This window comes from Psychrilyobacter piezotolerans (genome assembly GCF_003391055.1).
Taxonomy (GTDB): domain Bacteria; phylum Fusobacteriota; class Fusobacteriia; order Fusobacteriales; family Fusobacteriaceae; genus Psychrilyobacter; species Psychrilyobacter piezotolerans.
Window position 1 is genome coordinate 1 of record NZ_QUAJ01000014.1, and the last position, 26,549, is coordinate 26,549.

Annotated in this window: 28 protein-coding genes and 1 pseudogene; 2 read left to right on the plus strand and 27 right to left on the minus strand. The window is 34.2% G+C overall.

Annotated elements, in window-relative coordinates:
* The 11 genes from DYH56_RS08750 to ulaG all read right to left on the minus strand — a co-directional run bounded on the left by DYH56_RS08750 (position 1) and on the right by ulaG (position 8,667).
* Positions 1-930, minus strand: a complete 930-nt coding sequence (locus tag DYH56_RS08750) for a transketolase family protein (RefSeq protein WP_114642469.1) — start codon at positions 928-930, stop codon at positions 1-3.
* Positions 931-945: 15 nt separating this feature from the next.
* Positions 946-1,779, minus strand: coding sequence for a transketolase (locus tag DYH56_RS08755; RefSeq protein WP_114642470.1), 834 nt, complete (start codon positions 1,777-1,779; stop codon positions 946-948).
* 131 nt (positions 1,780-1,910) lie between these two features.
* A complete protein-coding gene (gene fsa / locus DYH56_RS08760) occupies positions 1,911-2,552 on the minus strand; it encodes a fructose-6-phosphate aldolase (RefSeq protein ID WP_114642471.1) in 642 nt (213 codons plus the stop codon).
* Positions 2,553-2,557: 5 nt separating this feature from the next.
* The gene (locus tag DYH56_RS08765; protein WP_114642472.1) at positions 2,558-2,821 is read right to left on the minus strand and encodes an HPr family phosphocarrier protein; all 264 of its coding nucleotides are present in this window, start codon (positions 2,819-2,821) and stop codon (positions 2,558-2,560) included.
* Between the two features lie 147 nt (positions 2,822-2,968).
* The gene (araD, locus tag DYH56_RS08770) at positions 2,969-3,664 is read right to left on the minus strand and encodes an L-ribulose-5-phosphate 4-epimerase (protein ID WP_114642473.1); all 696 of its coding nucleotides are present in this window, start codon (positions 3,662-3,664) and stop codon (positions 2,969-2,971) included.
* The gene (locus DYH56_RS08775) at positions 3,658-4,530 is read right to left on the minus strand and encodes an L-ribulose-5-phosphate 3-epimerase (RefSeq protein WP_114642474.1); all 873 of its coding nucleotides are present in this window, start codon (positions 4,528-4,530) and stop codon (positions 3,658-3,660) included. The genes araD and DYH56_RS08775 overlap by 7 nt, the downstream gene beginning before the upstream one ends.
* Positions 4,531-4,532: 2 nt before the next feature.
* A complete protein-coding gene (locus DYH56_RS08780) occupies positions 4,533-5,171 on the minus strand; it encodes a 3-keto-L-gulonate-6-phosphate decarboxylase UlaD (RefSeq protein WP_114642475.1) in 639 nt (212 codons plus the stop codon).
* A gap of 78 nt (positions 5,172-5,249) precedes the next feature.
* Positions 5,250-5,696 carry a PTS sugar transporter subunit IIA gene (locus tag DYH56_RS08785; protein WP_114642476.1) on the minus strand — a complete coding sequence of 149 codons (447 nt, stop codon included), beginning with the start codon at positions 5,694-5,696 and terminating at the stop codon, positions 5,250-5,252.
* 21 nt (positions 5,697-5,717) lie between these two features.
* Positions 5,718-5,996, minus strand: coding sequence for a PTS sugar transporter subunit IIB (locus tag DYH56_RS08790; RefSeq protein ID WP_114642477.1), 279 nt, complete (start codon positions 5,994-5,996; stop codon positions 5,718-5,720).
* Positions 5,997-6,091: 95 nt separating this feature from the next.
* Positions 6,092-7,549 (minus strand): PTS ascorbate transporter subunit IIC, encoded by a 1,458-nt coding sequence (ulaA, locus tag DYH56_RS08795; RefSeq protein ID WP_114642478.1) that lies wholly within the window; start codon positions 7,547-7,549, stop codon positions 6,092-6,094.
* A 56-nt stretch (positions 7,550-7,605) separates the two neighbouring features.
* Complete coding sequence (gene ulaG / locus DYH56_RS08800) at positions 7,606-8,667, minus strand: L-ascorbate 6-phosphate lactonase (protein ID WP_255414696.1); 1,062 nt, start codon at positions 8,665-8,667, stop codon at positions 7,606-7,608.
* Positions 8,668-8,895: 228 nt separating this feature from the next.
* On the opposite strand from ulaG, the gene DYH56_RS08805 reads away from it, so the two are divergent.
* Entirely contained in the window at positions 8,896-9,300 is a 405-nt protein-coding gene (locus DYH56_RS08805; protein WP_114642480.1) for a helix-turn-helix domain-containing protein, read from the plus strand.
* A 96-nt stretch (positions 9,301-9,396) separates the two neighbouring features.
* Here DYH56_RS08805 and DYH56_RS08810 read toward each other — a convergent pair.
* From DYH56_RS08810 to mgsA, 12 genes and pseudogenes are all read right to left on the minus strand, one after another.
* Positions 9,397-10,709: pseudogene (locus DYH56_RS08810) on the minus strand (IS3 family transposase).
* A 100-nt stretch (positions 10,710-10,809) separates the two neighbouring features.
* Positions 10,810-11,739: a transketolase family protein gene (locus DYH56_RS08815; RefSeq protein WP_114642469.1), complete on the minus strand. Its 930-nt coding sequence runs from the start codon at positions 11,737-11,739 to the stop codon at positions 10,810-10,812.
* Positions 11,740-11,754: 15 nt separating this feature from the next.
* On the minus strand, positions 11,755-12,588 hold the full coding sequence (locus tag DYH56_RS08820; RefSeq protein ID WP_114642470.1) for a transketolase: 834 nt from the start codon (positions 12,586-12,588) through the stop codon (positions 11,755-11,757).
* A gap of 169 nt (positions 12,589-12,757) precedes the next feature.
* Entirely contained in the window at positions 12,758-13,399 is a 642-nt protein-coding gene (gene fsa, locus DYH56_RS08825) for a fructose-6-phosphate aldolase (protein WP_114642481.1), read from the minus strand.
* Positions 13,400-13,579: 180 nt separating this feature from the next.
* The gene (locus tag DYH56_RS08830) at positions 13,580-14,452 is read right to left on the minus strand and encodes an ROK family protein (protein ID WP_114642482.1); all 873 of its coding nucleotides are present in this window, start codon (positions 14,450-14,452) and stop codon (positions 13,580-13,582) included.
* A 106-nt stretch (positions 14,453-14,558) separates the two neighbouring features.
* Positions 14,559-15,431 (minus strand): ribose ABC transporter substrate-binding protein RbsB, encoded by an 873-nt coding sequence (rbsB, locus tag DYH56_RS08835; protein ID WP_114642483.1) that lies wholly within the window; start codon positions 15,429-15,431, stop codon positions 14,559-14,561.
* A gap of 15 nt (positions 15,432-15,446) precedes the next feature.
* A complete protein-coding gene (gene rbsC / locus DYH56_RS08840) occupies positions 15,447-16,418 on the minus strand; it encodes a ribose ABC transporter permease (protein WP_114642484.1) in 972 nt (323 codons plus the stop codon).
* The gene (rbsA, locus tag DYH56_RS08845; RefSeq protein WP_114642485.1) at positions 16,408-17,913 is read right to left on the minus strand and encodes a ribose ABC transporter ATP-binding protein RbsA; all 1,506 of its coding nucleotides are present in this window, start codon (positions 17,911-17,913) and stop codon (positions 16,408-16,410) included. The genes rbsC and rbsA overlap by 11 nt, the downstream gene beginning before the upstream one ends.
* Positions 17,914-17,924: 11 nt before the next feature.
* Entirely contained in the window at positions 17,925-18,332 is a 408-nt protein-coding gene (gene rbsD, locus DYH56_RS08850) for a D-ribose pyranase (RefSeq protein WP_114642486.1), read from the minus strand.
* A 91-nt stretch (positions 18,333-18,423) separates the two neighbouring features.
* Positions 18,424-19,332 carry a ribokinase gene (gene rbsK, locus DYH56_RS08855; RefSeq protein WP_114642487.1) on the minus strand — a complete coding sequence of 303 codons (909 nt, stop codon included), beginning with the start codon at positions 19,330-19,332 and terminating at the stop codon, positions 18,424-18,426.
* Between the two features lie 40 nt (positions 19,333-19,372).
* Positions 19,373-20,344: a LacI family DNA-binding transcriptional regulator gene (locus DYH56_RS08860; RefSeq protein WP_158539105.1), complete on the minus strand. Its 972-nt coding sequence runs from the start codon at positions 20,342-20,344 to the stop codon at positions 19,373-19,375.
* 159 nt (positions 20,345-20,503) lie between these two features.
* The gene (mgsA, locus tag DYH56_RS08865) at positions 20,504-20,872 is read right to left on the minus strand and encodes a methylglyoxal synthase (protein ID WP_114642489.1); all 369 of its coding nucleotides are present in this window, start codon (positions 20,870-20,872) and stop codon (positions 20,504-20,506) included.
* A gap of 103 nt (positions 20,873-20,975) precedes the next feature.
* Here mgsA and DYH56_RS08870 point away from each other — a divergent pair, with 103 nt between their 5' ends.
* Positions 20,976-21,308 carry an arsenate reductase family protein gene (locus DYH56_RS08870; RefSeq protein ID WP_114642490.1) on the plus strand — a complete coding sequence of 111 codons (333 nt, stop codon included), beginning with the start codon at positions 20,976-20,978 and terminating at the stop codon, positions 21,306-21,308.
* 68 nt (positions 21,309-21,376) lie between these two features.
* Here DYH56_RS08870 and DYH56_RS08875 read toward each other — a convergent pair whose 3' ends face one another.
* The 4 genes from DYH56_RS08875 to DYH56_RS08890 form a co-directional block, all read right to left on the minus strand.
* A complete protein-coding gene (locus DYH56_RS08875; protein ID WP_114642491.1) occupies positions 21,377-23,368 on the minus strand; it encodes a metallophosphoesterase family protein in 1,992 nt (663 codons plus the stop codon).
* Positions 23,369-23,581: 213 nt separating this feature from the next.
* On the minus strand, positions 23,582-24,418 hold the full coding sequence (locus DYH56_RS08880) for a class II fructose-bisphosphate aldolase (RefSeq protein ID WP_114642492.1): 837 nt from the start codon (positions 24,416-24,418) through the stop codon (positions 23,582-23,584).
* An 8-nt stretch (positions 24,419-24,426) separates the two neighbouring features.
* Positions 24,427-25,437 (minus strand): 5-dehydro-2-deoxygluconokinase, encoded by a 1,011-nt coding sequence (gene iolC, locus DYH56_RS08885; protein ID WP_114642493.1) that lies wholly within the window; start codon positions 25,435-25,437, stop codon positions 24,427-24,429.
* 15 nt (positions 25,438-25,452) lie between these two features.
* Complete coding sequence (locus DYH56_RS08890; RefSeq protein WP_199533005.1) at positions 25,453-26,526, minus strand: transaldolase family protein; 1,074 nt, start codon at positions 26,524-26,526, stop codon at positions 25,453-25,455.
* Positions 26,527-26,549 lie beyond the last annotated feature (23 nt).

Here is a 26,549-nt window from a genome sequence, read left to right on the forward strand (position 1 = left end):
TTACATATTTTCTTTTACTTTTGCTACTATATCCTTTGCTCTTAATCCGTATTCATCCAATAATTGGTCACCTGTTCCAGATTGACCGAATTGATCGTAGATTCCTAATTTCTTGATAAGAGTAGGATGAGTTTCTCCTAAAAATTCAGAGATTGCTCCTCCTAATCCTCCTATTACTGAATGCTCTTCACAAGTTACAATAAACTTCGTCTCTTGTGCTGCCTTTAAAATAGTAGGACCATCCAATGGCTTAATTGTAGAAACATTGATTACTCTAGCTGAGATCCCTTCTGCTTCCAGTGTTTTTGCTGCTTCCATAGCTTCATGAACTAACATTCCTGTAGCTGCGATTGTAACATCTGTTCCTTCTTTTAAAGTATCAGCTATTCCAATCTCAAATTTATAATCTGTATCTTTATAGATATCTTCTGTATCTAATCTTCCTGATCTAAGATATACAGGTCCATCATATTCTGCTGCTGCAAATACCATTTGCTTAGTTTCTTCTGCATCTGCCGGACATAATACTACCATTCCCGGGATAGATCTCATAAGAGATATATCTTCTACAGATTGGTGGGATCCTCCGTCCTCTCCTACAGAGATTCCTGCATGAGTTGGAGCTATTTTAACATTTAATTTTGGATATGCTATAGTGTTTCTGATTTGCTCAAATCCTCTTCCTGCTGCGAACATTGCAAATGTAGAAGCGAATGCTACCTTTCCGGTAGTTGCAAATCCTGCTGCTGTAGCCATTAAATCTGCTTCTGCAATTCCTACATTAAAATGTCTTTCAGGGAATTCCCCTTGAAATATTGAAGTCTTTGTAGATTTAGATAAGTCTGCCTCTAAAACCACTACATCTTTGTTTATTCTTCCTAATTCAGCTAACGCTTCTCCGTAAGCTTGTCTTGTAGCTTTTTTACTCATTTTTTTGGCCTCCTATTAGTTATTACAACATTCTACGTGACTTAATTCTTCTAATGCTTTCTCTGTTTCTTCAGATGTGGGAGCTACTCCATGGAACCCGCATACATTTTCCATAAACGAGATACCCTTACCCTTAGTAGTTTTAGCTATAACCATTGTAGGCTGACCTTTATGAGCCTTAGCAGCTTCTAAAGCTCCTAATATTTCCTCGAAGTTATGACCGTCTATTACGATTACATTCCATCCAAATGCTCTCCATTTATCATCTAATGGTTCAACACCCATTACTTTATCTACATTTCCATCTATTTGTAAGTTATTAGAATCTAAGAATGCACATACGTTATCAAGGTTATAGTGAGCAGCAGTCATAGCAGCTTCCCATACTTGACCTTCCTGTACTTCTCCATCTCCTAATAATACATATGTTCTATATGATTTATTGTCTAATTTTGCTGATAATGCCATTCCATTTGCTACTGATAACCCTTGTCCTAATGAACCTGTAGAGATATCTACTCCCGGTAATTTTTTCATATCCGGATGTCCCTGTAAAGGTGATCCAAATTTTCTAAGTGTTCCTAATAACTCTCTATCAAAATATCCCTTCTCTGCTAATGCTGCGTATAATACTGGTGCTGCATGCCCCTTTGATAAAACGAATCTATCTCTGTCTGCCATCTTAGGATTCTTTGGATCGATGTTCATCTCATTGAAGTATAGTGCACTCACTATATCCGCCGCTGATAAAGACCCCCCTGGATGTCCTGATTTTGATTTACAAATCATAGTCACAATATCTTTTCTTATCTGTGTAGCTTTTTCCGTTAACATCTTGATATCTGCCATTTTAACTCCTTTTTAATCTAAAATATACTAACTATTGTCAAGTTATAAAAAATAGTACAGAATTGAGAGTCTTGAATTTTCAACTTAAAATTCAGCACTGACTCCCCCTTCCATACTATAATTCAATCTATTTATCTTACCCCTTCCCAGTCAGCTAAGAATTTAGCTATTCCTGCATCTGTTAATGGATGCTGAGTCATTTTTTCAATTACACCAAGTGGCAGAGTTCCGATATGTGCCCCTGCTTTAGCAGCTTCCTTTGCATGTAATGGATTTCTAATACTTGCAGCAATTATTTCTGATTTTATATTGTGCACATTAAATATTTGTACAATCTCTCTGATTAATTCGATCCCATCTACACCGATATCATCCAATCTTCCTAAGAATGGTGATACAAATGTTGCTCCTGCCCTGGCAGCCAATAGTGCCTGGTTAGGAGTAAAAATTAGAGTTACATTAGTTTTTATTCCTCTTTTAGATAGGGCAGAACAAGCTTTTAATCCTTCTACAGTCATAGGTAACTTGATTGTGATATTTGGATGAATTTTGATTAACTCTTCAGCTTCTTCCAGCATCTTAGGAGCTTCCAGTGAGATTACTTCTGCACTGATAGGGCCATCTACAATAGATGTTATCTCTGTTACAACCTCTTTAAATACCCTTCCTTCTCTTGCAATAAGAGATGGATTTGTAGTTACCCCACAAATAACACCCATATCATTAGCTTTTTTTATGTCTGCCACATTTGCTGTATCTATAAATAATTTCATCTATATTAGTCCTCCATTTTTATTAAATATTGAGTAAGTTGCTCTAATGCTTCTGTCTCATCAATACCATCAGTATATACTTTAACAGTAGCCCCCTCTTTTATTCCAAGAGAAAGAAGTTTGAGAAGGGATGTTCCTTTTACTTTTTTACCATTACCATTTTCCACTTCAACCTTAGAATTAAAGGTTTTTGCAAGATTTACAAAAACATTTCCTGGTCTTGTATGAAGTCCATTTTTATTCGTTATAATTACTTCTTTTACTTCCATTATTTCCTCCTAAACATCTCTCTAATAGCTCTTTTTATGTTTTTGATCTGTTTCCATTTCTTAAGTGTCATTTATCTAAACCTCCAAACCAAAATATTTAAAAATGAGTTCATCGTCTATAATATCCATTTTCATTCCTTTTTTATTTTAGTTTTGCCCATAGTAGGCATCTTTTCCATGCTTTCTATAGAAATGTTTTTCTAATAACTCAGTTTGCATTTGTTTTACTTCATTATTTAATTTTTCTGTACTATAAGCCATTTTGGCTAGTTCTTCTAGTACTACAGCATTATGAACTGCATTCAATGGAGAACTTCCCCATGTAAATGGTCCATGACTATTTACTAAAATAGCTGGCATATGATCAGGATTTAATCCCCTTTCTTTTATAGTTTCTATAATTACTGTGCCAGTTTCTCTTTCATATTCTCCTCCAATCTCAGCAGGATCCATTTTTCTAGTACATGGGATATCACCACAGAAATAGTCGGCATGAGTTGTTCCATATGCTACTAAGTCTTTTCCTGCTTGAGAAAAAATTGTAGCCCATGTAGAATGAGTATGTACGACTCCTTCTATATTTGGAAATGCTTTATATAATTCTATATGAGTAGCTGTATCTGATGAGGGTTTATAATGCCCTTCAACTACTTTCCCATTAAAATCTACTACTACTAAATCTTCTACTTTCATATTATCGTATTCTACACCACTTGGTTTTATTACTATAAGCCCTTTTTCTCTATCAATGCCACTTACATTACCCCAAGTATATGTTATTAATCCTTTTTTAGGCAATTCTAAATTTGCTTCTAGAACTTCTTTTTTTAATTCTTCTAGCATGAATAGTAACCTCCTAATTTCATTTTTTCTATCATCCACTCTTTAGCCTTTTTTATCTCTGCAATAGGATCTTCAGATTTTTCAGTCCACATCTCTATTAATAGCGGCCCTTTATAATCTAACTTTTTTAAAATTTTAAAAAAATTAACAAAATTTACGCATCCTTCACCAAAAGGAACTTCTTTAAACTTACCAGGAAATTCTGAAGTTACAGCTAGTGTATCTTTTAAATGGATAGCGCTTATCTCAGTGATTCCTTTTTTCATCTCTTTCTCTACATTGTTTCCCCATGCACTTAGATTTCCACAATCTGGATACACCGTAAGAAATGGTGAATTTAATATTTTAGAAAATTCAATATATTTTGTAATCGAGTTCATAAAAGGATGATCCATTATTTCTATCGATAACATAACCTGGGCTTGTTCAGCCCACTTCAATGATTGTTTCATTCCATCTATATAAAGTTCTCTTGTTTTTTCATTTCCTTTTTCATAATAAACATCATAACCTGCCATTTGAATATTTCTTATCCCAAGATCAGCAGCTAACTCTATAGCTTTTTTCATAAGTTCTAATGATTTTTTTCTAGTCTCTTTATTTTCACTTCCTAAAGGAAACCTCCTATGTCCGCTAAAACACATAGATGGTACTCTAATTCCTATTTCAAGTACTGCTCTAGTAAATTCAATTCTTTCTTCATTAGTCCATTCTAACCTTGCCAGTCTTTCATCTGTTTCATCTACGGAAATTTCTACAAATTTATAACCAGCATCTTTAGCTATTTCTAATCTTTCTCTCCATGATATATTTTTAGGGAGAGCTTTTTCGTATATTCCCAATTCAAGATCTGTTAACTTATACATATTTACCCCCAGATTTTAGCGATCTCTTCTTTCCATGCTCTAGCTTCTGCTCCTGGATCAACAGCATCTCTTAATGATCTTCCTGCTATAAAACAATGAACAGCTACTCCCTTAAATAATTTTAAAGTATCTTTATTTAATCCTCCCGTTACCGAAACTTTAAATCCCATTTCAATTAACTTGGTTACTTTATCAAGATCTTTTGCTCCCCAAGTTTCTCCTGCAAGAAGTGCATCTCTACTTTGATGGTAAACCACTTGAGTTAATCCTGCATCTTTCCAATTTTGAGCATGTTCATATGTCCAGTCACCATATAATTCTACCTGCAAATCATCGACTTCTTTAAAAGCTGCTTTCATTGTAGGAATAGTTGCAGAACATATTACCGTCATCCAGTTTGCACCAGCGTCATAGCAGTTCTTTGCTACTGTACCTCCTGCATCTGCACATTTAGTATCTGCTAATATAATCTTATCAGGAAAAAGTGCTCTCAGGCATCTAACTGCTCCCATCCCCTCTTGAAGGCAAAGTATTGTTCCTGCTTCTATTACATCTACGTCATCTCCCAATGCTAAAGCTGACTTTAAAGCATCAGGTAAATTATTGTTGTCTAAGGCTACTTGTAGTAAAGGCATATTCATTTATATCATCTCCTATATCGTTATATTAATAATTAATCAATAGTGTTTACATTTTGCTAACACATTAGATAAAAAAAATTATCCTACTATTTTTAAAACATCTTCTATTGTTTTAGCTGCAATCAACTTATCTATATTGTCTTCATCGTCTAAAAGATCTACAATTTGAGGTATTGCAACTTCTGCATGAGCATCAGAGCTTGTTGCAGCCAGTGTGAATAATATTTGAGCATATTCATGATCTTCTGTCCCAAATTTCACTGGATCTTTTAGTATTGTTATTGCAAAACAGTCTTTTATAACACCAGATTCCGGTCTTGAATGAGGCATAGCTATCCCAGGAACCAACATATAATAAGGACCTAACTCTTTTGTAGTCTTTACTATCTCATCGTAATATCTAGGTTCTATCGCTCCTGATTCTACCAATACATCTGTTCCTAATTTTACCGCTTCTTCCCATGTTTTTGCTTCTTGATTTATTAAAATAGAATTATTTTCTATAAGCGAGTCTCTTAAAGTCATTTTTCCCTCCATAGTTACATTTTATTTTAAAACTTCTAATAACCTAGCTTCCATCTCTTTAGCATCCATTATATTTTTTAAAGATACTAAAGTTGTTGCAGGTCTTGCTTTTAATTGACTGATAAGGTGAGTAGAAGCAATTACTACATCATAATTATTTACTATTGATTTAGCTTGTCCTACACTACAGTTCTCTGCTTGACACTCTATTTTATGTGAATCTAATATTTTTTTTGCTTTTATTTTCATCATTGTGCTTGTTCCCATTCCATTCCCACATACTGCTAATAATTTAATCATTGTTATTCCCCCAATTTATTGAATTTATAATTTATCTAGATCTAATCTTTAAATTTAGAAAGATTAGATCTAGATTTATTTTTTATTACCGTTTTTTAAGCATATTCAGCTTCTACTTCTTCATCTGATAGAGGTTCATTATCAAAATAGTGCTCTGGTGATTTAGCTCTTTTGAATTGAATTATAGGAATTGCTAACATTCCTACTATTGCAATTACATATCCAACTATACCTAAGTTATTCATAAGGAATCCTTGTGCTAACCACATTGAACTTTGGTCGATATTTCCATGCCATCCTCCAAAACCTTGTAACTTAAACATTGCTACTGCTACTGCGCCTCCAAGTACTTGAAGTATCCCTGATATGAAAGGTACTATTGCTGCGGCTTTTGCTCCACCTCTTTTTTCTGCAAATATAGCTAAAGTTGCATTATCAAAGAATACTGGTACAAATCCTGTTATGATTAATATAGGAGATTTAAATACAAGTAATCCAGCGATAGCGATAAACTGACCTAATGCTCCAAATATAAACCCAAATAATACTGCATTTGGAGAACCAAATCCATATACTGCTGCACAGTCTACTGCCGGCAATACTCCTGGAAGGATCTTATTGGATATACCTTGGAATGATTCCGTTAACTCTCCAACGAACATTCTCACACCTGTCATTAATATTGCTAAATACACAGCAAAAGATAGTGATTTTGAAACTATATAAGTTGGGAATGCTAATTTTGCAGAAAATTTAGGATCTAATTCTCTCATATATTCAGGTCCTAGTATAACCATTATTATCCCGAAAAAGACTAACATAAGCGTCCCTGTGGCAACTATATTGTCATGGAATATTGATAACCAATCAGGTAATTTTAAATCATCTAATTTCTTTTTAGGATCCCCTAATTTCCCTGCAACTTTATCTGTAGCCCATATTGCAAACATTTGTTGATGACCTATTACGAATCCTGCATTTTCTGTAACTCTTTGAGTTGGTCTTACTATTAAGTTTGTCGCCACAGCCCAATAAACTCCTACGAATACTCCTACCATAACTGCACCAGTTAAGTTTCTGTATTGTGGAAATGCCATAAATACTATCCAAGTAGCAGTTGTAGCTTGCTGCACCATTATATGTCCTGTTATAAAAAGCGTTCTACATTTAGTTATCTTTCTAGCCATAACTAATAATATATTTAAAGTAAAACCAATAAGTAATGCAATCATAGTCCAAGAAGTTGATAAACCTATACTCTCTAATGCTTTATTTACAGCATTTAATCCAAAATATGGATCAATTACCGCTGCATTAAGTCCAAATCTACCATTTAACCCAGCTAATATTGGTCTAAATGTTACTACCAATCCTCCAGCTCCTACACCTAGAATCATATACCCTACTGTAGCTTTTATAAACCCAGAAAAAGCTTCATGTATTGGTCTACTCAACAACATGTAACCTACAAATACTAAAATACCGATAAAAAATTCTGGTTTCGTCAGAATATTATTTACAAACCCTTCTAATATTACACTTATAAAATCCATTATCTTTCCCCCTTTTAATAAAATAATTTCATATAATTTTTATTTGATTAATACCTTTATAATAATGATTTAAATGGTAAGTCTGGTTCTATTGCAAATGCATCATGGAATCCTCTGTCATACATATATTCAATTCTATCTTTATCTAATGGCCAAGTAAATTTTCCTCCTACCTGCCAAATAAATGGTTTAAATTGATATTGTAATCTATTTTTTCTCATCTCCCATAAAGTCAATATTTCTTTAGGATCTGCCATAAAATTAGTCCATATATCATGATGAAAAGGTATTATTACTTTCGTTTTTAAAGATTCTGCCATTCTTAACATATCTGAGGCATTGATCTTATCGGTCATTCCCCTAGGGTTTTCTCCAAACGATCCAAGTGCTACATCTATCTTGTGATCATTACCATGTTTAGCAAAATAGTTTGAGTAGTGAGAATCTCCACTATGATAGACACTTCCACCTGGTGTTTTTATTAGATAATTAACCGCTAACTTATCCATATCTCTTACTGGGCTATCTTTTAGTATCATTCCTTTCGGTGCTGTAACTAATTCCGTCCTGTCAAAGGAATCTAAAGCTACAATTTCAGTATCCTTTATTTTAACTGTATCTCCAGGTTTTACAGTTATACATCTATCGGCAGGTACCCCCCAACTTTTCCATAGATCTGTACACGCTTCTGGTCCCACAAATTTAACTGACTCATCACAGTTTTGTAAAACCGCTGCCGCTGTATAGTAACAGATATGATCTCCATGATCATGAGTTGCTAATACTACATCTAATTCTTTTATTCCCCAAGGATCCAATACACAAGGTGAATTTCTAAGATTTGGTTGTAATGCAACACAACCTATCATTCTTTGATGTTGATGTTGTTCTTTCATCAATTTATTTTTTTTACTTCTTTTTCCACTTTTTACCCAAAAATCTATACAAATGTTTGCATTTCCCTCTGATTTTACCCAAAGTCCTGTACATCCTAACCACCACATAGCAAAAGTTCCAGGCATTACTTTTTCTTCTTCTATCTCTTCATTAAGCCAAGTTCCCCATTCAGGAAAGTTATCCATCAACCATTTTTCTTTTGTAATCTCATCGACATTCATTATTTTTTCCTCCTACTTTTTTTAAAAATAAAATTGTTAGCAATTTGTTAACGCTGTTTACAATAAAAATATACTATATACAGAACAATTAGTCAATAAATAAAACAAAAAAAATTATAACGGGTCACTTAATCCAATATTTTGTTGGGCTAGATAATTTAATTATTGTTTTTTTGTTTTTTTCATGTTAGAATTTAAATAATTTAATTCACTTGTAGGAGCTGCTTTATGTCTGGATACTTAAAAATAGATCACAATTCTTTAATTGCATTAGGAAACTATATTCGTTCTCATCGAATCAAGAAAAATATAGGTTTGAGAGAGATGGCTACTAGAATTGGAATAAGTAACGCTTACTTATCAAATTTAGAATCGGGGAAACATTCTAAAGCTAACCCTTTGTTATTAAAAAAAATAGCAGAAGAGTTAAAAATAGACCATCTAACACTTTTTAAAATAATCGGATATACAAATAAAGATATCAATGATATTCAAAATGAACTTTTGAACGATAACTCAAATAAAACAAAAAAAGAAAAAAAAATGGAACAAATGGTTGATTATATGAGAAAATTTTCAGAAGAAGAATTTGAATTAGTAGAAAAATATCTTGAACTTATTAGAAAGAAATAATTTTTTTGATGTAATTTTTTAGAAGAAAATAGAAAAAAATCGCAAACAAAATTTAAAAAAGTATTAAATAAAAGGACACTTTAAAAAAAGGTATGGTTAAGATACTATTAAAAGATGATTTCTGTATTGTGCAGGAGTCATCTTTTTTAAATTCCATTGATACCTATGGTTATTGTAATAATTCATATATTTAGATAGTTCTTTCTTTACATCATCTAATGTTTTTAAGGGCTTTAAATTTATTTCATCTTTCATATGTCCAAAGAATGACTCCATGGGGGCATTATCCCAACAGTTGCCTTTTCGCGACATTGATTGGATAATTTTGTTTGATTTCACTAATTTTTGGAACTTAGGATTAGTATAGTGAAAGCCTTGATCTGAATGAATAATACAACTCTGGGTGGAGTTTAAACTTTCTTCTAACTAAGCGCTTCACTGTATTTAAAGCAATATCAATACTAAGACTATGAGATACTTCGTAAGCTAGTATTTCATTAGTGCTGCCATCTTTTATTGTTGAAAGATAAGCTCTTTTGCCAATTCCATAAGTTAAATAGCTGATATCAGTTAAGAGAATTTTTCTGGGAACTTCTTGTTTAAATTCTCTATTCAATATATTTTGGACTGTTGAATGTTCCTTAGTTGCTTTAGCTATGTTTTTATAGGGGGTCGGTTTTCTATGAGGACATATTATTCCGTATTTTTTCATAATTCTTCTTATTTTTTTCAAGTTAAAAATAGTATCAAATTCATTCTCTAAAATCATCCTGATACTTCGTGCACCCTTCTTACACCCTCTTCTATTAAAAGCTTTTAGAATTAATTTTTTGGATTTCAAGTCTTGAGTCTCTTTATTATTTCTATTCTTTTCTGAATTAATATAGTTGTAAAAACCAGACCTAGAAACTCCCGCTTGAAAACATAAAAATTTAATTTTTGATTTCAATTTATATTTTTTAACTGTTAATTCAATAGCTTCAAAATTCTCTGTTTTATTTAAGCATCCCCCCTTTCGATCTCGTCTAACTTTTTTAAGAATTCATTCTCTATTTTTAAATATTCAATCTGTGCTTCTAAACGTTTAATTTTTTCTAAATCTGTTAACTCTCTTTTCAGAGGTCTTCCAGAAGATGTTTTTCTGGCATCCATTAAACCCAGTTCACCATTATCTTTAAAAACTTTCCTCCAACGTTTAGAGGAAGTTTCAACTCTTTTCATACCTAAAATGTCCACATCAAAACCAGCTTCCTCAAAATTACACGGGGAAGTTTTCCCTTCTTGTATTCATCAATAAATTTCTTTTTAAATTCAAAAGTATATGTAATAGCTTTATTTGAAACTTTAGAAATATTTTTATTTTTAGATAGTTTAGTTACCTCTATATCTGAAAATATTTTTTTAGACATTTAATCCACTCCCTTAAACTCTTATTAAAAAATTGTATCAAAAAACCATGAAACTGACACTCTTTTTCAAGTGTCCGGTTTCATGGTTACAGTTTAGTTATTACATATTTTCTTTTACTTTTGCTACTATATCCTTTGCTCTTAATCCGTATTCATCCAATAATTGGTCACCTGTTCCAGATTGACCGAATTGATCGTAGATTCCTAATTTCTTGATAAGAGTAGGATGAGTTTCTCCTAAAAATTCAGAGATTGCTCCTCCTAATCCTCCTATTACTGAATGCTCTTCACAAGTTACAATAAACTTCGTCTCTTGTGCTGCCTTTAAAATAGTAGGACCATCCAATGGCTTAATTGTAGAAACATTGATTACTCTAGCTGAGATCCCTTCTGCTTCCAGTGTTTTTGCTGCTTCCATAGCTTCATGAACTAACATTCCTGTAGCTGCGATTGTAACATCTGTTCCTTCTTTTAAAGTATCAGCTATTCCAATCTCAAATTTATAATCTGTATCTTTATAGATATCTTCTGTATCTAATCTTCCTGATCTAAGATATACAGGTCCATCATATTCTGCTGCTGCAAATACCATTTGCTTAGTTTCTTCTGCATCTGCCGGACATAATACTACCATTCCCGGGATAGATCTCATAAGAGATATATCTTCTACAGATTGGTGGGATCCTCCGTCCTCTCCTACAGAGATTCCTGCATGAGTTGGAGCTATTTTAACATTTAATTTTGGATATGCTATAGTGTTTCTGATTTGCTCAAATCCTCTTCCTGCTGCGAACATTGCAAATGTAGAAGCGAATGCTACCTTTCCGGTAGTTGCAAATCCTGCTGCTGTAGCCATTAAATCTGCTTCTGCAATTCCTACATTAAAATGTCTTTCAGGGAATTCCCCTTGAAATATTGAAGTCTTTGTAGATTTAGATAAGTCTGCCTCTAAAACCACTACATCTTTGTTTATTCTTCCTAATTCAGCTAACGCTTCTCCGTAAGCTTGTCTTGTAGCTTTTTTACTCATTTTTTTGGCCTCCTATTAGTTATTACAACATTCTACGTGACTTAATTCTTCTAATGCTTTCTCTGTTTCTTCAGATGTGGGAGCTACTCCATGGAACCCGCATACATTTTCCATAAACGAGATACCCTTACCCTTAGTAGTTTTAGCTATAACCATTGTAGGCTGACCTTTATGAGCCTTAGCAGCTTCTAAAGCTCCTAATATTTCCTCGAAGTTATGACCGTCTATTACGATTACATTCCATCCAAATGCTCTCCATTTATCATCTAATGGTTCAACACCCATTACTTTATCTACATTTCCATCTATTTGTAAGTTATTAGAATCTAAGAATGCACATACGTTATCAAGGTTATAGTGAGCAGCAGTCATAGCAGCTTCCCATACTTGACCTTCCTGTACTTCTCCATCTCCTAATAATACATATGTTCTATATGATTTATTGTCTAATTTTGCTGATAATGCCATTCCATTTGCTACTGATAACCCTTGTCCTAATGAACCTGTAGAGATATCTACTCCCGGTAATTTTTTCATATCCGGATGTCCCTGTAAAGGTGATCCAAATTTTCTAAGTGTTCCTAATAACTCTCTATCAAAATATCCCTTCTCTGCTAATGCTGCGTATAATACTGGTGCTGCATGCCCCTTTGATAAAACGAATCTATCTCTGTCTGCCATCTTAGGATTCTTTGGATCGATGTTCATCTCATTGAAATATAGTGCACTCACTATATCCGCTGCTGATAAAGATCCCCCTGGATGACCTGATTTTGATTTACAAATCATAGTCACAATATCTTTTCTTATCTGTGTAGCTTTTTCCGTTAACATCTTGATATCTGCCATTTTAACTCCTTTTTAAATAAAAATTAGTGTACATTATTTGTTTTTTCTAACAACATTATATGTAATATACTAGTTATTGTCAAGTTATAAAAAATAGTACAGAGTTCAGAATCTCGAATTTTTCCCTCAAAATTCAGCACTAACTCTGCCTTCTATACTATTAGTTTATTTATTTTACCCCTTCCCAGTCAGCTAAGAATTTAGCTATCCCTGCGTCTGTTAATGGATGCTGAGTCATTTTTTCAATTACACCAAGGGGCATAGTCCCGATATGTGCTCCTGCTTTAGCAGCTTCCTTTGCATGTAATGGATTTCTGATACTTGCAGCAATTATTTCCGATTTTATATTGTGTACATTAAATATTTGTACAATCTCTCTGATTAATTCGATTCCATCTACACCGATATCATCCAATCTTCCTAAGAACGGTGATACAAATGTCGCTCCTGCTCTAGCAGCTAATAGTGCCTGATTAGGAGTAAAAATTAAAGTTACATTGGTTTTTATCCCTCTTTTAGATAGTGCAGAACAAGCTTTTAATCCTTCTACAGTCATAGGTAACTTGATTGTGATATTTGGATGAATTTTGATTAAATCTTCAGCTTCCTCTAACATCTTAGGAGCTTCTAATGAGATTACTTCTGCACTTATAGGCCCGTCTACAATAGATGTTATCTCTGTTACAACCTCTTTAAATACCCTTCCTTCTTTTGCGATAAGTGATGGATTTGTAGTTACCCCACAAATAACACCCATATCATTAGCTTTTTTTATGTCTTCTACATTTGCCGTATCGATAAATATTTTCAATTTTATTCCTCCTTGGATGTTTGCTTGTACAAACATATTTAATATTACATATACTTATTTTTTAACTAATTCCCTGCAATTTATACCCCAGTAAACTTTAGATCTTATAAGTCATTTTACTACAATCCATAATTTATAAATATGCCTTTTGTCCTAAAATTAGATGAGAACTTCCCTTTTCTAACACAATACCAGGTCTGCCAGTGCCAATGCCCCGCAGATCCCTGCGTCATCTCCTAATTCAGGATAAACTATATAATCGTCTATATTTTCCAGTATATTTTTATGGGATACATAGCCATTTAATCTTTCAACTACTTTTTTTCTGATCAATGGAAATAACTGCTTTTGTTTCATGACTCCTCCGCCTAATATTATCTTTTTAGGCGATATTATCAGAATATAGTTAACCAGCCCCTGGGCTAAATAATGTGCTTCTAAATCCCATGCTATATGGTCTTTGGAAAGTTCATACGGATTTATCCCCCATCTTTCCTCAATAGCCGGGCCAGATGCCATCCCTTCCAGACAATCTCCATGATATGGGCATTTCCCCTTATACTTGTCCTCCTCTGCTCTGCCGACAAAGATATGGCCGGTTTCCGGGTGGGTCATCCCATGGACCAGGTTTCCATGGATATATACACCTCCGCCAATCCCTGTGCCCACAGTGAGGTAGATCAGAGAATCCAGTCCAATACCACTCCCCCACTTGGCTTCACCTAAGGCTGCACCATTTACATCGGTATCAAAGTTTATAGGGATATCAAAATATTTTTTCAGTTCTCCCAGAATATTGTAATTCCTCCACCCGGGTTTCGGAGTAGAAGTTATATAACCATAAGTTTTTGAATTTTTATCCAAATCAATAGGCCCAAAACAGCCTATCCCTAAAGCCTTTATCTCTTTATCTATAAAAAATCCCATTACTTTTTTCAGTGTTTCTTCCGGAGTGGTGGTAGAAAATGATATCCTCTCTAAAATTTCTCCTTTTTTTGTCCCCACTGCGCAGACAAATTTTGTTCCCCCTGCTTCTATTGCTCCCAGTAACATAAAATGCACCTCTTTTATATTTCTATTTTTCAGTATTTTACCGAATCCACTCTTTTTATAGAGTAAATGGGAAGAAATTTCTTTCCTCCCATCCTATCTAATCTTCTTATTTTGTGATTAACTTTAATTCTACCGGAATAAATTTAGGAGTTTTTTCTCCTTTCATTATCCTATTTGCTGTTTCTACCCCTTGAGATCCTATTAATTTAGGCTGTTGAGCTACAGTTGCAGCTAACCCGCCTTTTTCCACTGATTTCACAGCATCTGCAGTAGCATCGAATCCTACTACTAAGATATTTTTATTATTTCCAATAGCTTTTAATGCTCCCAAAGCCATCTCATCATTATGAGCAAATACACCGTCTATTTTCGGCTGAGCCTGGATCATATTTTCCATTACATTAAGTCCCTTAGTTCTGTCAAAGTCAGCAGCTTGTCTTCCTACTACGTCTAAGTTTCCTTTAGCCACTTCATTGAAACCCTTTCCTCTGTCTCTTGCAGCTGTTGTACCTGGAATTCCTTCTAATTCAACTATTTTAGCTCCCTTACCTAATTTTTTCAGGATAAATTCCCCGGCCATCTTACCTCCAGCTGCATTATCCGATGCAATATGAGTAACTACCTTTCCTCTGTTTGCTCCTCTGTCCAAAGTTACTACAGGCACCTTTGATCTATTGGCATTTTTTACTGCTCTATACACTGCATCTGAATCTGTAGGATTGATTAATATTACATCTACTCCCCTTACAATCAGATCTTCTACATTTGATAATTCTTTAGCCGGATCATTTTGAGAATCCAAAACTATAAGTTCCATATCTAGTTTTTTTGCTTCATCCTGCGCTCCCTCTTTTAGATCTACAAAGAAAGGATTGTTTAAAGTAGATATTACTAACCCTACCTTTCCTTTGGCAAAAGCTACAGTTGACATCATTCCAATACAAAGTCCCACAACTAACAATTTTAATGTTTTTTTCATTTTTTTATCCCCCTTTTATTTATGTGTTTTTCTATCAATTAATACTGCTGCTAATATAACTAAAGCCTTTATCATCATCTGATAATACGAAGATACATCCAATAGGTTCAATGCATTCCCCAACACTCCTATGATCAGTGCTCCTGTTATCGTTCCTGATATACTTCCTATTCCTCCGGAAAGTGAAGTTCCCCCCAGTACTACTGCTGCAATGGCATCCAATTCATACCCTGTTCCTGCTGTAGGCTGAGCCGATCCCAGTCTGGATGTAATTATAATTCCTGCTAAGGCAGCCAGTCCGCCACTTATAGCATACACTTTAACTTTCAATTTTTCTACATTAATTCCAGATAATTTAGTAGCTTCCTCATTCCCACCTACAGCAAAAACATACCTACCAAATTTTGTATTTTTTAACACATAGTTACATACTGCAAATACTGCTATCATTATATATATTGGTACCGGAATTCCAAAAAGATATCCTCCACCTATGGTATCAAATAACTCGGCATTCTCTCCAAATCCCATCGAAATCGGTTTTCCGTCTGTAAATACTAAAGTCGCTCCCCTTAATAATGTCATAGCTACCAAGGTTGTTATAAAAGCCTGTAATTTCCCATAACTTATAAAACTTCCGCTGACTGCCCCCAATATGGTTCCCAATATTATAGTTACTATTAAAACTATATAACCGTTGACTCCTCCGGCCAGCATGCTGGCAGATACTGCTCCACAGATAGCCAGGATAGACCCCACCGAAAGATCTATTCCCCCTGTTAATATTACAAAGGTCATCCCTGCTGCTATTATTGCATTTATAGATGTCTGTCGGAGTATATTCAATAAGTTCGCTGTAGATAAAAATCTGGGATTTAATATCGAAACTATCACCCCAAATATAATCAAACCTATCAGGGGTTTGTTTTTTAACAATTTATTTTCTTTTTTAATTGTTGCACCATTTAATACCGCACTAGTTTTCATCTATCTCCTCCTTCTTAACACCTATAGCACACTTCATTATCTTTTCCTGTGTTGCCTCTTCTCTGCTGAATATTCCTGTAATAGTTTTGTCATACATCACCATTATCCTGTCGCTGAGCCCTAATATTTCCGGCATTTCAGAGGAAATTATAATTATGCTCATCCCTTGATGTTTAAATTCATTTATAAGGTCATATATTTCCTTCTTTGCTCCTACATCCACTCCCCTGGTGGGTTCATCCAAAATTAATATTTTAGGATTGGTCATGAGAGCCTTGGCTATGGCTACTTTCTGCTGATTTCCCCCGCTTAGGTTTTTTATAAGCTGGTCCATTGTAGGAGTCTTTATATTAAATTTAGATATAAATTCTTCCACTTCTATCTTTTCTTTCTTTTCATCTATTTTTTTATATGTGTTTTCAAACTTCAACAATGAGGATAAACTCATATTTTCTTTTACAGAAAGTCCCAATAACAACCCGTCTCCCTTTCTATCTTCTGAGACATAGGCTATCTTATTTTTTAATGCCTCCTGGGGAGAGTTTATCTCTACTTTTTTCCCGTCTATATGGATTTGACCCCTTGTTTTCTTGAAACATCCATAGATGGTCTTAGCCAGCTCTGTTCTTCCTGCTCCCATGAGTCCGGCTATTCCTAATATTTCACCTCTTTGAAGGGAAAAATTAATATCCTTTGTAACTTCACCATTCAGATCTTCCACCCTTAGGGATACCTCTCCTAATTCCGTGTCTATTCTGGGAAATTGATCTTTTAATTTTCTTCCTACCATCTTTTCGATTATGTGATCTTCGGTTATATCAGCTACCACAGCTTCATCTATAAATTTTCCATCCCTCATAATAGTAGCATGATCACATATTTCAAATATTTCTTTCAATCTGTGGGATATGTATACGATACTTTTATTTTCAGCTACCAGTTCCTTAATCACATTAAACAGACTCTCTGTTTCAGTGTCTGTCAGGGCATCTGTAGGCTCATCCATAACTATTATTTTGGCATTTTGAGAGAGAGCTTTTGCTATCTCTATCATTTGCTTTTCTCCGATACTGAGTTTTCCTACCAATTCTTTGGAGGAATATTCCAGATTTAATTTCTTTAAGATTATATCTGCTTCACTAAACATCAGATCCCAGTCTATTCTAAAATTTTTAGTCAATTCCCTTCCTAAAAAAATATTTTCTGCTATGGAAAGGTGATCTATTAGGTTTAACTCCTGATGTATTATGGCTATCCCTGCATCCTGCGATTCTTTGGGACCGTTAAATTCAACTTCTTTTCCATTATGTTTGATGATTCCTGCATCCCTTTTGTATATTCCTGTGATTATTTTCATCATAGTTGATTTCCCTGCACCATTTTCACCAAGTAAGGCCATTACTTTCCCCTCATACACGTTCAGCCTGGCTCCATCCAATGCTCTTACACCTGGAAAATCCTTAATTATTCCTGAAATTTCTAATATTTTTTCCATATATTTTCTCCTTAGAATGTTACTCCTGATTTCAAAATAATATTGGCATATGGTGTACACTCTCCAGTTCTCACCACAGCTTTACTCTCTTTAGTTATTCCTTTAAATTCCTCATGGGATACTTCTATAATGGTGATTTCTCCGCATTTTATCTCCAGTAATTTTAATAACTTAGTGTAAAATTCACCGCTTATATCCTTCATCTCCTCAGCAATCACCACTTCTTCTACCTTTAATTCATCTAAGATCACTTCTAAAGTCCCTAAAAAAGTAGGCACTCCCTTTTCCACTGCCAAATCTATCCTCTTTACCTCATTTGGAATCGGCAGCCCTGCATCTCCTACAGTTATATGGTCTGTATGTCCCATGGTAGATATCACAGAACTGATCTCGCTGTTTAATAATCTGCCTTTTTTCATAAATTTTCCCCCTACTTCTTTTTTCTTTCTTTGCCACCAATCTTCACTAATTTATGGTACGGGTAATTCATGAATTACCCCTTCAATTTACCTAAAATTTATAATTTACCACTTCATCCCATGTAGGCAGCGAACTCTGTGCTCCCTCTTTTGTTACTGTTATGGCTCCTACACGAGCCCCGAATTCCATAGCTTCCTCTATTTTTTTTCCTTCTGCCAGCATCCTGATAACTCCGCCGATAAATGAATCTCCTGCTGCTGTAGGATCTACTGCTTTCACTTTATGGATTCCTACTTTTACTACCTTATCTTTTCCTACAAAGACCGAACCATTTTTTCCCATGGTAACTATGAGATTTTTTACTCCCATATCCATAAGTTTTTTAGCGGCCACTAATACCTCTTCCTGTGAATCTGCAGGCATCCCGCTGAGCAGCTCTAATTCGGTTTCATTGGGCACCAGGTAGTCTACATTTTTTATTATATCCATGGACAGCTTTTCAGCCGGGGCCGGATTAAGTATCGTGATTTTATTATATTCCTTTGATTTTTTCAGGATATATTCCACAACATCTATAGGAATTTCCAGTTGAAGGAGAACTATATCTGCATTTTTTATCAGGTCTATATTTTTATCTATATCATCTGTACTTATCTCAAAATTAGCTCCCGGGACTACTATTATTGTATTGTCTGCGTTTTCATCTACCACTATTGAAGCTATCCCTGTATTTCTTTCACCTTTTTTTATACACCCTGTATTTACATTGTTCTTTTTTAATCCCTCTATTAATATATCTCCATGGGAATCTTTCCCTACACAGCCAAACATAGTTACATCTCCACCTAATTTAGCTATGGCCACTGCCTGGTTGCCTCCTTTCCCTCCTGGAATCTGGAAAAAGCTTTTCCCAATAATTGTTTCTCCTAATTTAGGATGCCTTTCACTCATGGTAACCAAATCCATATTGAGACTTCCAATTACTAATATTTTTTTCATTTTCCCTCCCTGTAACCGCTTACATCTTATGTTAAAAAATTTATTTTTTTATTTCCCCTGGAATTTTTACGATCTTTCTGGATTTATCTCCATTTAATTTTCCCTTTAGGATATCTACTGCCTTTTCTCCAATAGATTTTACATCAAATTCTAAATAATCTATTTTTACCCCAAAAATTTCAGCCATTTCCACCTCATCAAAACTGAATATCAGGATATTTTCTGAAATTTTAATATTATTTTCAATAAGCCCCTTTATAACTCCCAAGGTCATCATATTGTTGGCCACAAATAGTGCTTCAGGAAGCTTGTTATCCCTGATTATTTCGGTTATTATCTTATACCCTGATTCTATTTTATAATCACCATAGTAGACTTTTTCCTCTAAGTTTTTTTCTCCCATGGCTATACTATAACCCTTTAATCTTTTAGTGGCTGTAGTGGTTCTTACAGGTCCCGAGATCATGGCTATATCACTTACCTTAGTCAATAGATATTTAGTTGCCTTATAGGCACCCTTTCTATTTTCTAAATATACCTTGGAAAAATTATCCCCTTCAATCTCTCTGTCTACAAGTACATAGGGAATTTTAAATTCATCCAGCCTGTTAAAATGTTTATAACTTGAATCTTTATCTTTTGCCACAGGGACTATTATAACTCCCTTTACCCTTTGTTCTATCAGAGTTTCTATTACTCTTTTTTCTTTTTTTAGACTGCCGTAACTGTTTAAAAGGATTATATTTAAGTTTTCTTCCTCTATTTTTTCATAGATCCCTTTTATTATCTTTCCAAAAAAAGGGTTGTCCAGGTCCGGTATCACCACTCCTATAGTATTCGTTTCCTTCTTAGCTAAATTTTGAGCTGTTATATTGGGTCTGTAATTTTTAGCCTTTATCACTTCTAAGACTATTTTTCTCGTCTCTTCTCTCACCGAAGTGGAGTTATTTATAACCCTCGACACTGTGGCTGTGGAGACACCTGCTAGTTGTGCTATATCTTTTATCCTCATTCTGTTCTCCTCATTTATATTGTAACCGCTTACATATGTTATACACCATTGTAACATGTTTGTCAAACGATTTAAAAGTTTTATTTTGGAACGTTGCAGGTATAATTTTCTAGATAATAAAAAAAGATAAAAATTAATATTAATTTTTATCTTTTTTTATTACTTTTTCATCCCCTTAATTAAAAGGTTGGCTGTAGCCGTATTTGTAGCTACTGGTATCTTGTGAACATCACATAACCTTATAAGAGCCTGTACATCCGGTTCATGGGGCTGGGAGGTAAGGGGATCTCTGAAGAAAAATATTGCCTCTATCTCATCTGTTGCAATAAGTGCCCCTACCTGCTGGTCTCCTCCAATTGGTCCCGATTGAAATCTCATAACCTCCAAATCTGTAGCTTGTATGATCCTTCCTCCGGTAGTTCCTGTACTGACTAAACTATGTTTAGAAAAGAATTCCCTGTGCTCCTTCACAAAATCCACTAATTCATCTTTTTTCCTGTCATGGGCTACTAATGCTATTTTTTTCATTTTATACCTCCCCTAAAAATATTATCTTTCTTAAGATAGAGTTTAACATTTTTTTATCTTTGTAGTAAAATATAATAATTATATTAATATGAGGAGTCAGCCTATGATACAGATATTTGGAATGAAAAACTGTAATGACACAAAGAAAGCCATAAGATTTTTTAAGGATAGAAAAATTAATGTTCAATTTATCAACCTCAAGGAAAAGGAGATCTCCAAAGGAGAGTTGAAGAGTATAACAAAAACTTTTGATATTGAGGAGCTGCTGGATAGAGAGGGGAAGGAATTTAAAAAGCGTAATTTAGAATACTATGTATTTGATACGCTGGAATTATTGATGGAATCTCCTGAACTCTTTAAAACCCCCATTCTCAGAGAGAAAGACAGAGTAAGTCTAGGATATCAGCCTGAGATATGGAAGGAATGGATAAAATAACAAAAAGTGTCGCATTTGCGGCACTTTTCGTGGTTCTGTCTCATATTTACAACTTTTTCTTCTTAAATTTATCTTTTTGTTATTGTACCATTTTTAATATCTAAGGTGAAATTTTCACTCGGAAGATCTGTAGAAAATTTTAACATAATAGAAAAAATACCATTAAACCTTTTTTGGAAAACATTTGATATACTGTTTTCCCCAGAAACTTTATTGTCTTCATAAACAAGTTTGATGTCAGTATCTGAAAGAACTTTAGATAGAAGTTTATATTGCTCAATTCTCCTAAGAGAGATATCTTTTAAAGCCAGGGAATCCGCATTTCTTAGTTTATAAAAATCAGTTATAAGGTCAAATCCACTCCAGTTTTCATAGTCTTCCAAAGATTCGTCTTTATTTAACAGATTCTCAGCTTTATCTTCTGCATTCACCCATTCAGGGGTATTTTTAAAGTCAACGTTACTCCATTGATCAAGACTTATTTCTGTTTCTAATTGTGAAAGGATAAGCATCTCTTTTCCATTGAGTTTAAAAATCATCTCTTTAATATCTTCTGGCCATTCCTTTGGTAGGAAACGAAGCCTAACCAATTCTTTAATGTGCCACTCACTAAATTCATAATAATTTTTGGAAGTTAAGATATCTTTATTCCAGATATTATCATACCCTAATTTATCTAAATAATCGTATTCTGTCTGGTAATACTCAAATAATTCATCGAATCTAGGAACTTCATCTAACATTATGGTATCTACATCTATTGTATTTTTATCCTTAACAGTAAGGACTTTATAAGCTGGAATATAAGCTGAAAGAGAAGGACTTTGGACGTTAAAAATAAATTCATCGTCAGAATATTTTTTCATTCCAGTATCATTAAAATGCATATGTCCTGCAACATTTACTTTAATTCCTATTTCAGCTAAAATTTTAGAGGTAGTTTCTTTTGGATTCCTTTTTAATTGAAAATTTCCAATACCGAATATATCCTCTATCTCTTCAGCTGCATCATTATAAAAATCGACTGCTGGAAAATGTCCTGTTGTTATAAGTACCTTATTGTTTTTTTCAGCTCTTTTAGCTACATCTTTCATCCAAGTAATTAAATGACTTTTATGGGTGATTACTGCATTAAACCCAGCATTCCCTGATCCATTAAAATTAGAACCATTTTCAGGATTATTATCTACAGGAGTTTCTTTTGGAATATAGACATTGGAATCAACTACTAAAAGCCAAACACCTTCTGTAGGTTCCACTAAATATGAACCATCTGGAACTAAGTATTCTTTTCCTACTAAATTCTCCTCGGATCCACGTTGACTTATAAGATAACTTCTTTTAGATAGATTAGATTCTTTCACTGCTTTTTCAAAGGAGTAATTATCTCCATTATAGGTTGAAAAAGGGGTTTCCCAATAGATCATTTGCTCTTGAGGATAAAGACCATATTTTCCCACTTCATTGAAGAGTCCCTCATATCCCATAAATTTAACTTCCTCTGAAACAATAGGAGGATTAGATAAATTATCTTTCTTATACATACCATTACTGCTGATTGGTTGTTTTTGTCCATTAGCTCCTAAATAATCCTTTTTTCCTCCTGGAATTTCAAAAGGTCTTGCTGGATCATGATTTCCAAAGGTAATTAAAAACTCCATCCCATATTTTTTTGAATAATCGTCTAAGATTTTTTTGAATCCTCTTACATTGATAGGTTGACCATCATCTGAAAAATCTCCTGGGAAAACAACATATTTAATCCCTTTATCTTTAATATCATCCAAAGCTGCAATAAATGCAAAATAATTTTCATTAAATAATCTAGTAGAATTAAGTTGTGACTCCATAGTTCTTATGGTTGCAGATTTTTCAGTGGTTTTACTATAAATTCCTTTAAAGCTCTCATCTTGAAATTCAGCATAAACATCATGGAAATGGACATCTGGCATAAATGCAATTTTTACTTCTGAACTGGTTTTGTTCAAAAAATTAGGGTCTTTAGTTTTACAGCCTACCAGGGTTAAAAGTAGGCAAAATAAGATGAAAAATTTTTTCATAGTTGATTTCCTCCATTTTAAATTTTAAAATTTAATAATTTTTACATCACAAAATTAGCACCTTTTTATAATATGATTTTTTTACGTGGTAATTCCTAAATTTAAAGATAAAGTGTTCATAAACAGACACTCTTAATATAAAATTGTTTTTGTTATAACAAAAATTCTATACTAAGAGTGTCTATTTTTTTATTTATTTTTGTACAAGTCGAGTTAATAAGATGTTTTTTTAAACCCTAATAATTTATATTTTTCTAAAATAACTCCCTCTATATCTTTCATAGGTTTTTCAAATAATTTTATCCTGTCAAATTCTTCAGTATTGAACTGTGATTTTAAACTTTTTCCAAAAGTCATTCGAACAGCTGTTCCTATGTTTACCTTCTTTACAGTTGTTTTAGCAAGTTGAATCAGGTCTTTGTTTTTTACTCCTGTAGAACCGTGAATTACAAGGGGAACATCCAATTTTTTTTCTATATCATTTAAAAGTTCATAGTTAATCACGGCTTCCTGGCCGGTCATCCTGTGAAGGGTTCCCACCGCTACCGCTAAAATATCTACTTTTGTTTCATCATAAAATATCTTAGCTTCTTCCACATCTGTATATTTCCCCTGAATTTTTATGTTTGGGTCACTGTATCCCACCGATCCTATCTCACCTTCAACACTTACATTATATTTCTTAGCAAACTGAACTATCCTGGATGTATTTTCAATATTTTCATTGAGGGGAAGATTAGAACCGTCATACATAACGGATGTATATCCGGATTTGACAGCTTCTTCTATCTCTTCCATAGACTTTGCGTGATCCAAGTGGATGCAGATGGGTATATCATAATCTTCACCGATAGATTTAAGCAAATTGCATAAATTTCTAGAACCCATATGCATAACAGCATCTCTATTTGTCATCAAAACAGCAGGAGCTCCCAGGGAAGATGCCACATCTAATACCACTTTAGTATCCTCATAACCATATACATTAAAGGCTGGAACCGCTTGATTTTCACCTAATTCATCTATTATTTTTTTTAAGGTAACTAGCATATTTCCTCCTATCCTCTGGCAACCATTTCTCCAAATTCAGCTTTTTTAAGATCTATAAAATTTTGGATTTCATCTGCAGTGGGCATATCCTCTGAACAACTGTGACTTGCTACCAGCATAGCAGCAGAAGCACTTCCAAACTCCAATGCATCGATGATATCCCAACCCTCCATTAATCCATAGATAAATGCAGAAGCATATGCGTCTCCTCCGCCAAAGGATTTAAGCAGTTTTACCGGAAAGGGCTTGATCTTGTAGGATGAATTTTCAGTATAAGCGACGGATCCTTCTTTCCCATGTTTTATAACAACAATTTTATTTTCATAAGCTAACCATCTATTAGCAATTGCTATATCACTTTTATCTTCAAAGTTAGCAATCCCTTCCATCAGTTCAAATTCTTCCTTAGAACCTATTATCAGGTCACTTAACCTTCCTATCAATGAATAATAGATTGCCACTTCCTCTTTAGATTTCCAGGTATAGCTCCTATAATCCACATCAAATATCACAATAGTTCCATGTTTTTTAGCGTATTCTACCGCTGTGAAACAGGCTTCCCTTGATGGGCTGGCCGATAGAGCTGTCCCGGATACAACAATTGCTTTAGCATTTTTAATATACTCTTCCGAAACTTCGCTGGATTCCAGCATAAGATCGGCAATACCATTTCTATACATCAGTATAGAACTTTCAGTTGGACTTTTTATTTCAGTAAATGTGAGCCCCAGAGATTCACCATTTTTACAAGTTGCTACCTCTGTTGTATCTATATTATTTTCTTCGAAATAATTGGTAACAAATTTTCCAAAACTGTCATCTGAAACTTTTCCGATAAATCCTACTTTTTTGCCAAGTCTTGAAAGACCTACTGCTATATTTGCAGGTGATCCTCCAACATACTTATTAAAATTTTTACTCTCCTCCAAGGGTTTATGAATATCTGTAGGATTGAAATCTATTGCAACTCTTCCAATAGGGATGATGTCCATAGGTCTGTTTTGATCAAATTTTAACATAATTTCCTCCAGTTTTTATCTGACTATAAGCATGTATCCCCTAATGATTGAAACCAGTTCATCATACCCTTCACTGAATTGAAGCAGAGTTTTTGTTACTGCTCCATAATTATCAAATTCTTTCTCTTCCATTCCCTCCGGAAGGTAAGCCTTTTTGAAGTCATCAAACTTATAGAGAAGTTCATCTATTATCTCAGGTGCTACTGAATCACCAATTCTATCCTTCACCTCTATATTTGAACTGTTGAATCTCTTCTGCCATTTATACGGGATAGTCTCCAGTATATCTCCTCCAATAAATTGAGACCACTGATGATGGTTTCTGTAAGCTGCCGCCAGGAGCTTAGTTTTATATCCTCTTTCCTGGAATATATTATAGGCATTTTTCATTACAGCGACACCGGCCCATTCAAGATATTCCGGGTTTGTAATTATATGATCTCTATTGGCTACATCTTTTAACCAGTCATCTACCCTTCCAACCATGATGGTACACACAGGATTTATGTGACTGTTGTCCAATCCATCTTCTTCTCTTCTATTAAGACCTCTTTCTACTGCTTCAGCTACAGCTATAGCCTGTGGAACGGTAAAACTAACCGTAGCATTGATGCTTACCCCTCTATATGTAGCCTCTTCAAAGGCTCTTATTCCTGCACTTGTAGCCGGAATTTTTACCTGGATATTTTCAGCAAGATCGTTGAAGTGGAGAGCCTGTTCTGTAAGAAGTTCTGAATTTCTATAATATTTAGTATTTGTCTGGATAGAGATCCTACCCCTCCCTGTCTCAGGATCAAAAACAGGTTTTAGGAGTTTAGCTCCTTCCACGGCCATATTTTCAATGAGTACCCAGGCAATCTCATCCTCTGTTGCCTCTGGATTATTGGCAATGAGTTCTTTTACCTGATTCTCATAGTTTTCAAGCTCTGCCTTTAATACATTTTTAACTATCACGGGATTTGTAGTTGCTCCTACAGCACCATTTTCTATTGCATAGGATAATTCATCTATAGAACAAGAATCATTCCAATAATCTGTTTTAGTAGTAAGAGCCATCTCATGAAGCGGTCCCCTGTATTTTTTTTCCATCTTCTCCCCCTCAATGGAACCCG

Excerpts from the sequence above, each read along its gene's own strand:
- rbsB (WP_114642483.1), bottom strand. The coding sequence starts at position 15,431 with ATGAAAAAAACATTAAAATTGTTAGTTGTGGGACTTTGTATTGGAATG.
- DYH56_RS08875 (WP_114642491.1), bottom strand. The coding sequence starts at position 23,368 with ATGAAAAAATTTTTCATCTTATTTTGCCTACTTTTAACCCTGGTAGGC.
- iolC (WP_114642493.1), bottom strand. The coding sequence starts at position 25,437 with ATGTTAAAATTTGATCAAAACAGACCTATGGACATCATCCCTATTGGA.
- DYH56_RS08880 (WP_114642492.1), bottom strand. The coding sequence starts at position 24,418 with ATGCTAGTTACCTTAAAAAAAATAATAGATGAATTAGGTGAAAATCAA.
- DYH56_RS08755 (WP_114642470.1), bottom strand. The coding sequence starts at position 1,779 with ATGGCAGATATCAAGATGTTAACGGAAAAAGCTACACAGATAAGAAAA.
- ulaG (WP_255414696.1), bottom strand. The coding sequence starts at position 8,667 with ATGAATGTCGATGAGATTACAAAAGAAAAATGGTTGATGGATAACTTT.
- rbsD (WP_114642486.1), bottom strand. The coding sequence starts at position 18,332 with ATGAAAAAAGGCAGATTATTAAACAGCGAGATCAGTTCTGTGATATCT.
- DYH56_RS08870 (WP_114642490.1), top strand. The coding sequence starts at position 20,976 with ATGATACAGATATTTGGAATGAAAAACTGTAATGACACAAAGAAAGCC.
- DYH56_RS08780 (WP_114642475.1), bottom strand. The coding sequence starts at position 5,171 with ATGAATATGCCTTTACTACAAGTAGCCTTAGACAACAATAATTTACCT.
- mgsA (WP_114642489.1), bottom strand. The coding sequence starts at position 20,872 with ATGAAAAAAATAGCATTAGTAGCCCATGACAGGAAAAAAGATGAATTA.
- DYH56_RS08750 (WP_114642469.1), bottom strand. The coding sequence starts at position 930 with ATGAGTAAAAAAGCTACAAGACAAGCTTACGGAGAAGCGTTAGCTGAA.
- ulaA (WP_114642478.1), bottom strand. The coding sequence starts at position 7,549 with ATGGATTTTATAAGTGTAATATTAGAAGGGTTTGTAAATAATATTCTG.
- DYH56_RS08860 (WP_158539105.1), bottom strand. The coding sequence starts at position 20,344 with ATGAGGATAAAAGATATAGCACAACTAGCAGGTGTCTCCACAGCCACA.
- DYH56_RS08815 (WP_114642469.1), bottom strand. The coding sequence starts at position 11,739 with ATGAGTAAAAAAGCTACAAGACAAGCTTACGGAGAAGCGTTAGCTGAA.
- rbsK (WP_114642487.1), bottom strand. The coding sequence starts at position 19,332 with ATGAAAAAAATATTAGTAATTGGAAGTCTCAATATGGATTTGGTTACC.
- DYH56_RS08790 (WP_114642477.1), bottom strand. The coding sequence starts at position 5,996 with ATGATTAAATTATTAGCAGTATGTGGGAATGGAATGGGAACAAGCACA.
- DYH56_RS08785 (WP_114642476.1), bottom strand. The coding sequence starts at position 5,696 with ATGACTTTAAGAGACTCGCTTATAGAAAATAATTCTATTTTAATAAAT.
- DYH56_RS08775 (WP_114642474.1), bottom strand. The coding sequence starts at position 4,530 with ATGTATAAGTTAACAGATCTTGAATTGGGAATATACGAAAAAGCTCTC.
- araD (WP_114642473.1), bottom strand. The coding sequence starts at position 3,664 with ATGCTAGAAGAATTAAAAAAAGAAGTTCTAGAAGCAAATTTAGAATTG.
- fsa (WP_114642471.1), bottom strand. The coding sequence starts at position 2,552 with ATGAAATTATTTATAGATACAGCAAATGTGGCAGACATAAAAAAAGCT.
- DYH56_RS08890 (WP_199533005.1), bottom strand. The coding sequence starts at position 26,526 with ATGGAAAAAAAATACAGGGGACCGCTTCATGAGATGGCTCTTACTACT.
- rbsC (WP_114642484.1), bottom strand. The coding sequence starts at position 16,418 with ATGAAAACTAGTGCGGTATTAAATGGTGCAACAATTAAAAAAGAAAAT.
- DYH56_RS08820 (WP_114642470.1), bottom strand. The coding sequence starts at position 12,588 with ATGGCAGATATCAAGATGTTAACGGAAAAAGCTACACAGATAAGAAAA.
- DYH56_RS08805 (WP_114642480.1), top strand. The coding sequence starts at position 8,896 with ATGTCTGGATACTTAAAAATAGATCACAATTCTTTAATTGCATTAGGA.
- rbsA (WP_114642485.1), bottom strand. The coding sequence starts at position 17,913 with ATGGAAAAAATATTAGAAATTTCAGGAATAATTAAGGATTTTCCAGGT.
- DYH56_RS08765 (WP_114642472.1), bottom strand. The coding sequence starts at position 2,821 with ATGGAAGTAAAAGAAGTAATTATAACGAATAAAAATGGACTTCATACA.
- DYH56_RS08830 (WP_114642482.1), bottom strand. The coding sequence starts at position 14,452 with ATGTTACTGGGAGCAATAGAAGCAGGGGGAACAAAATTTGTCTGCGCA.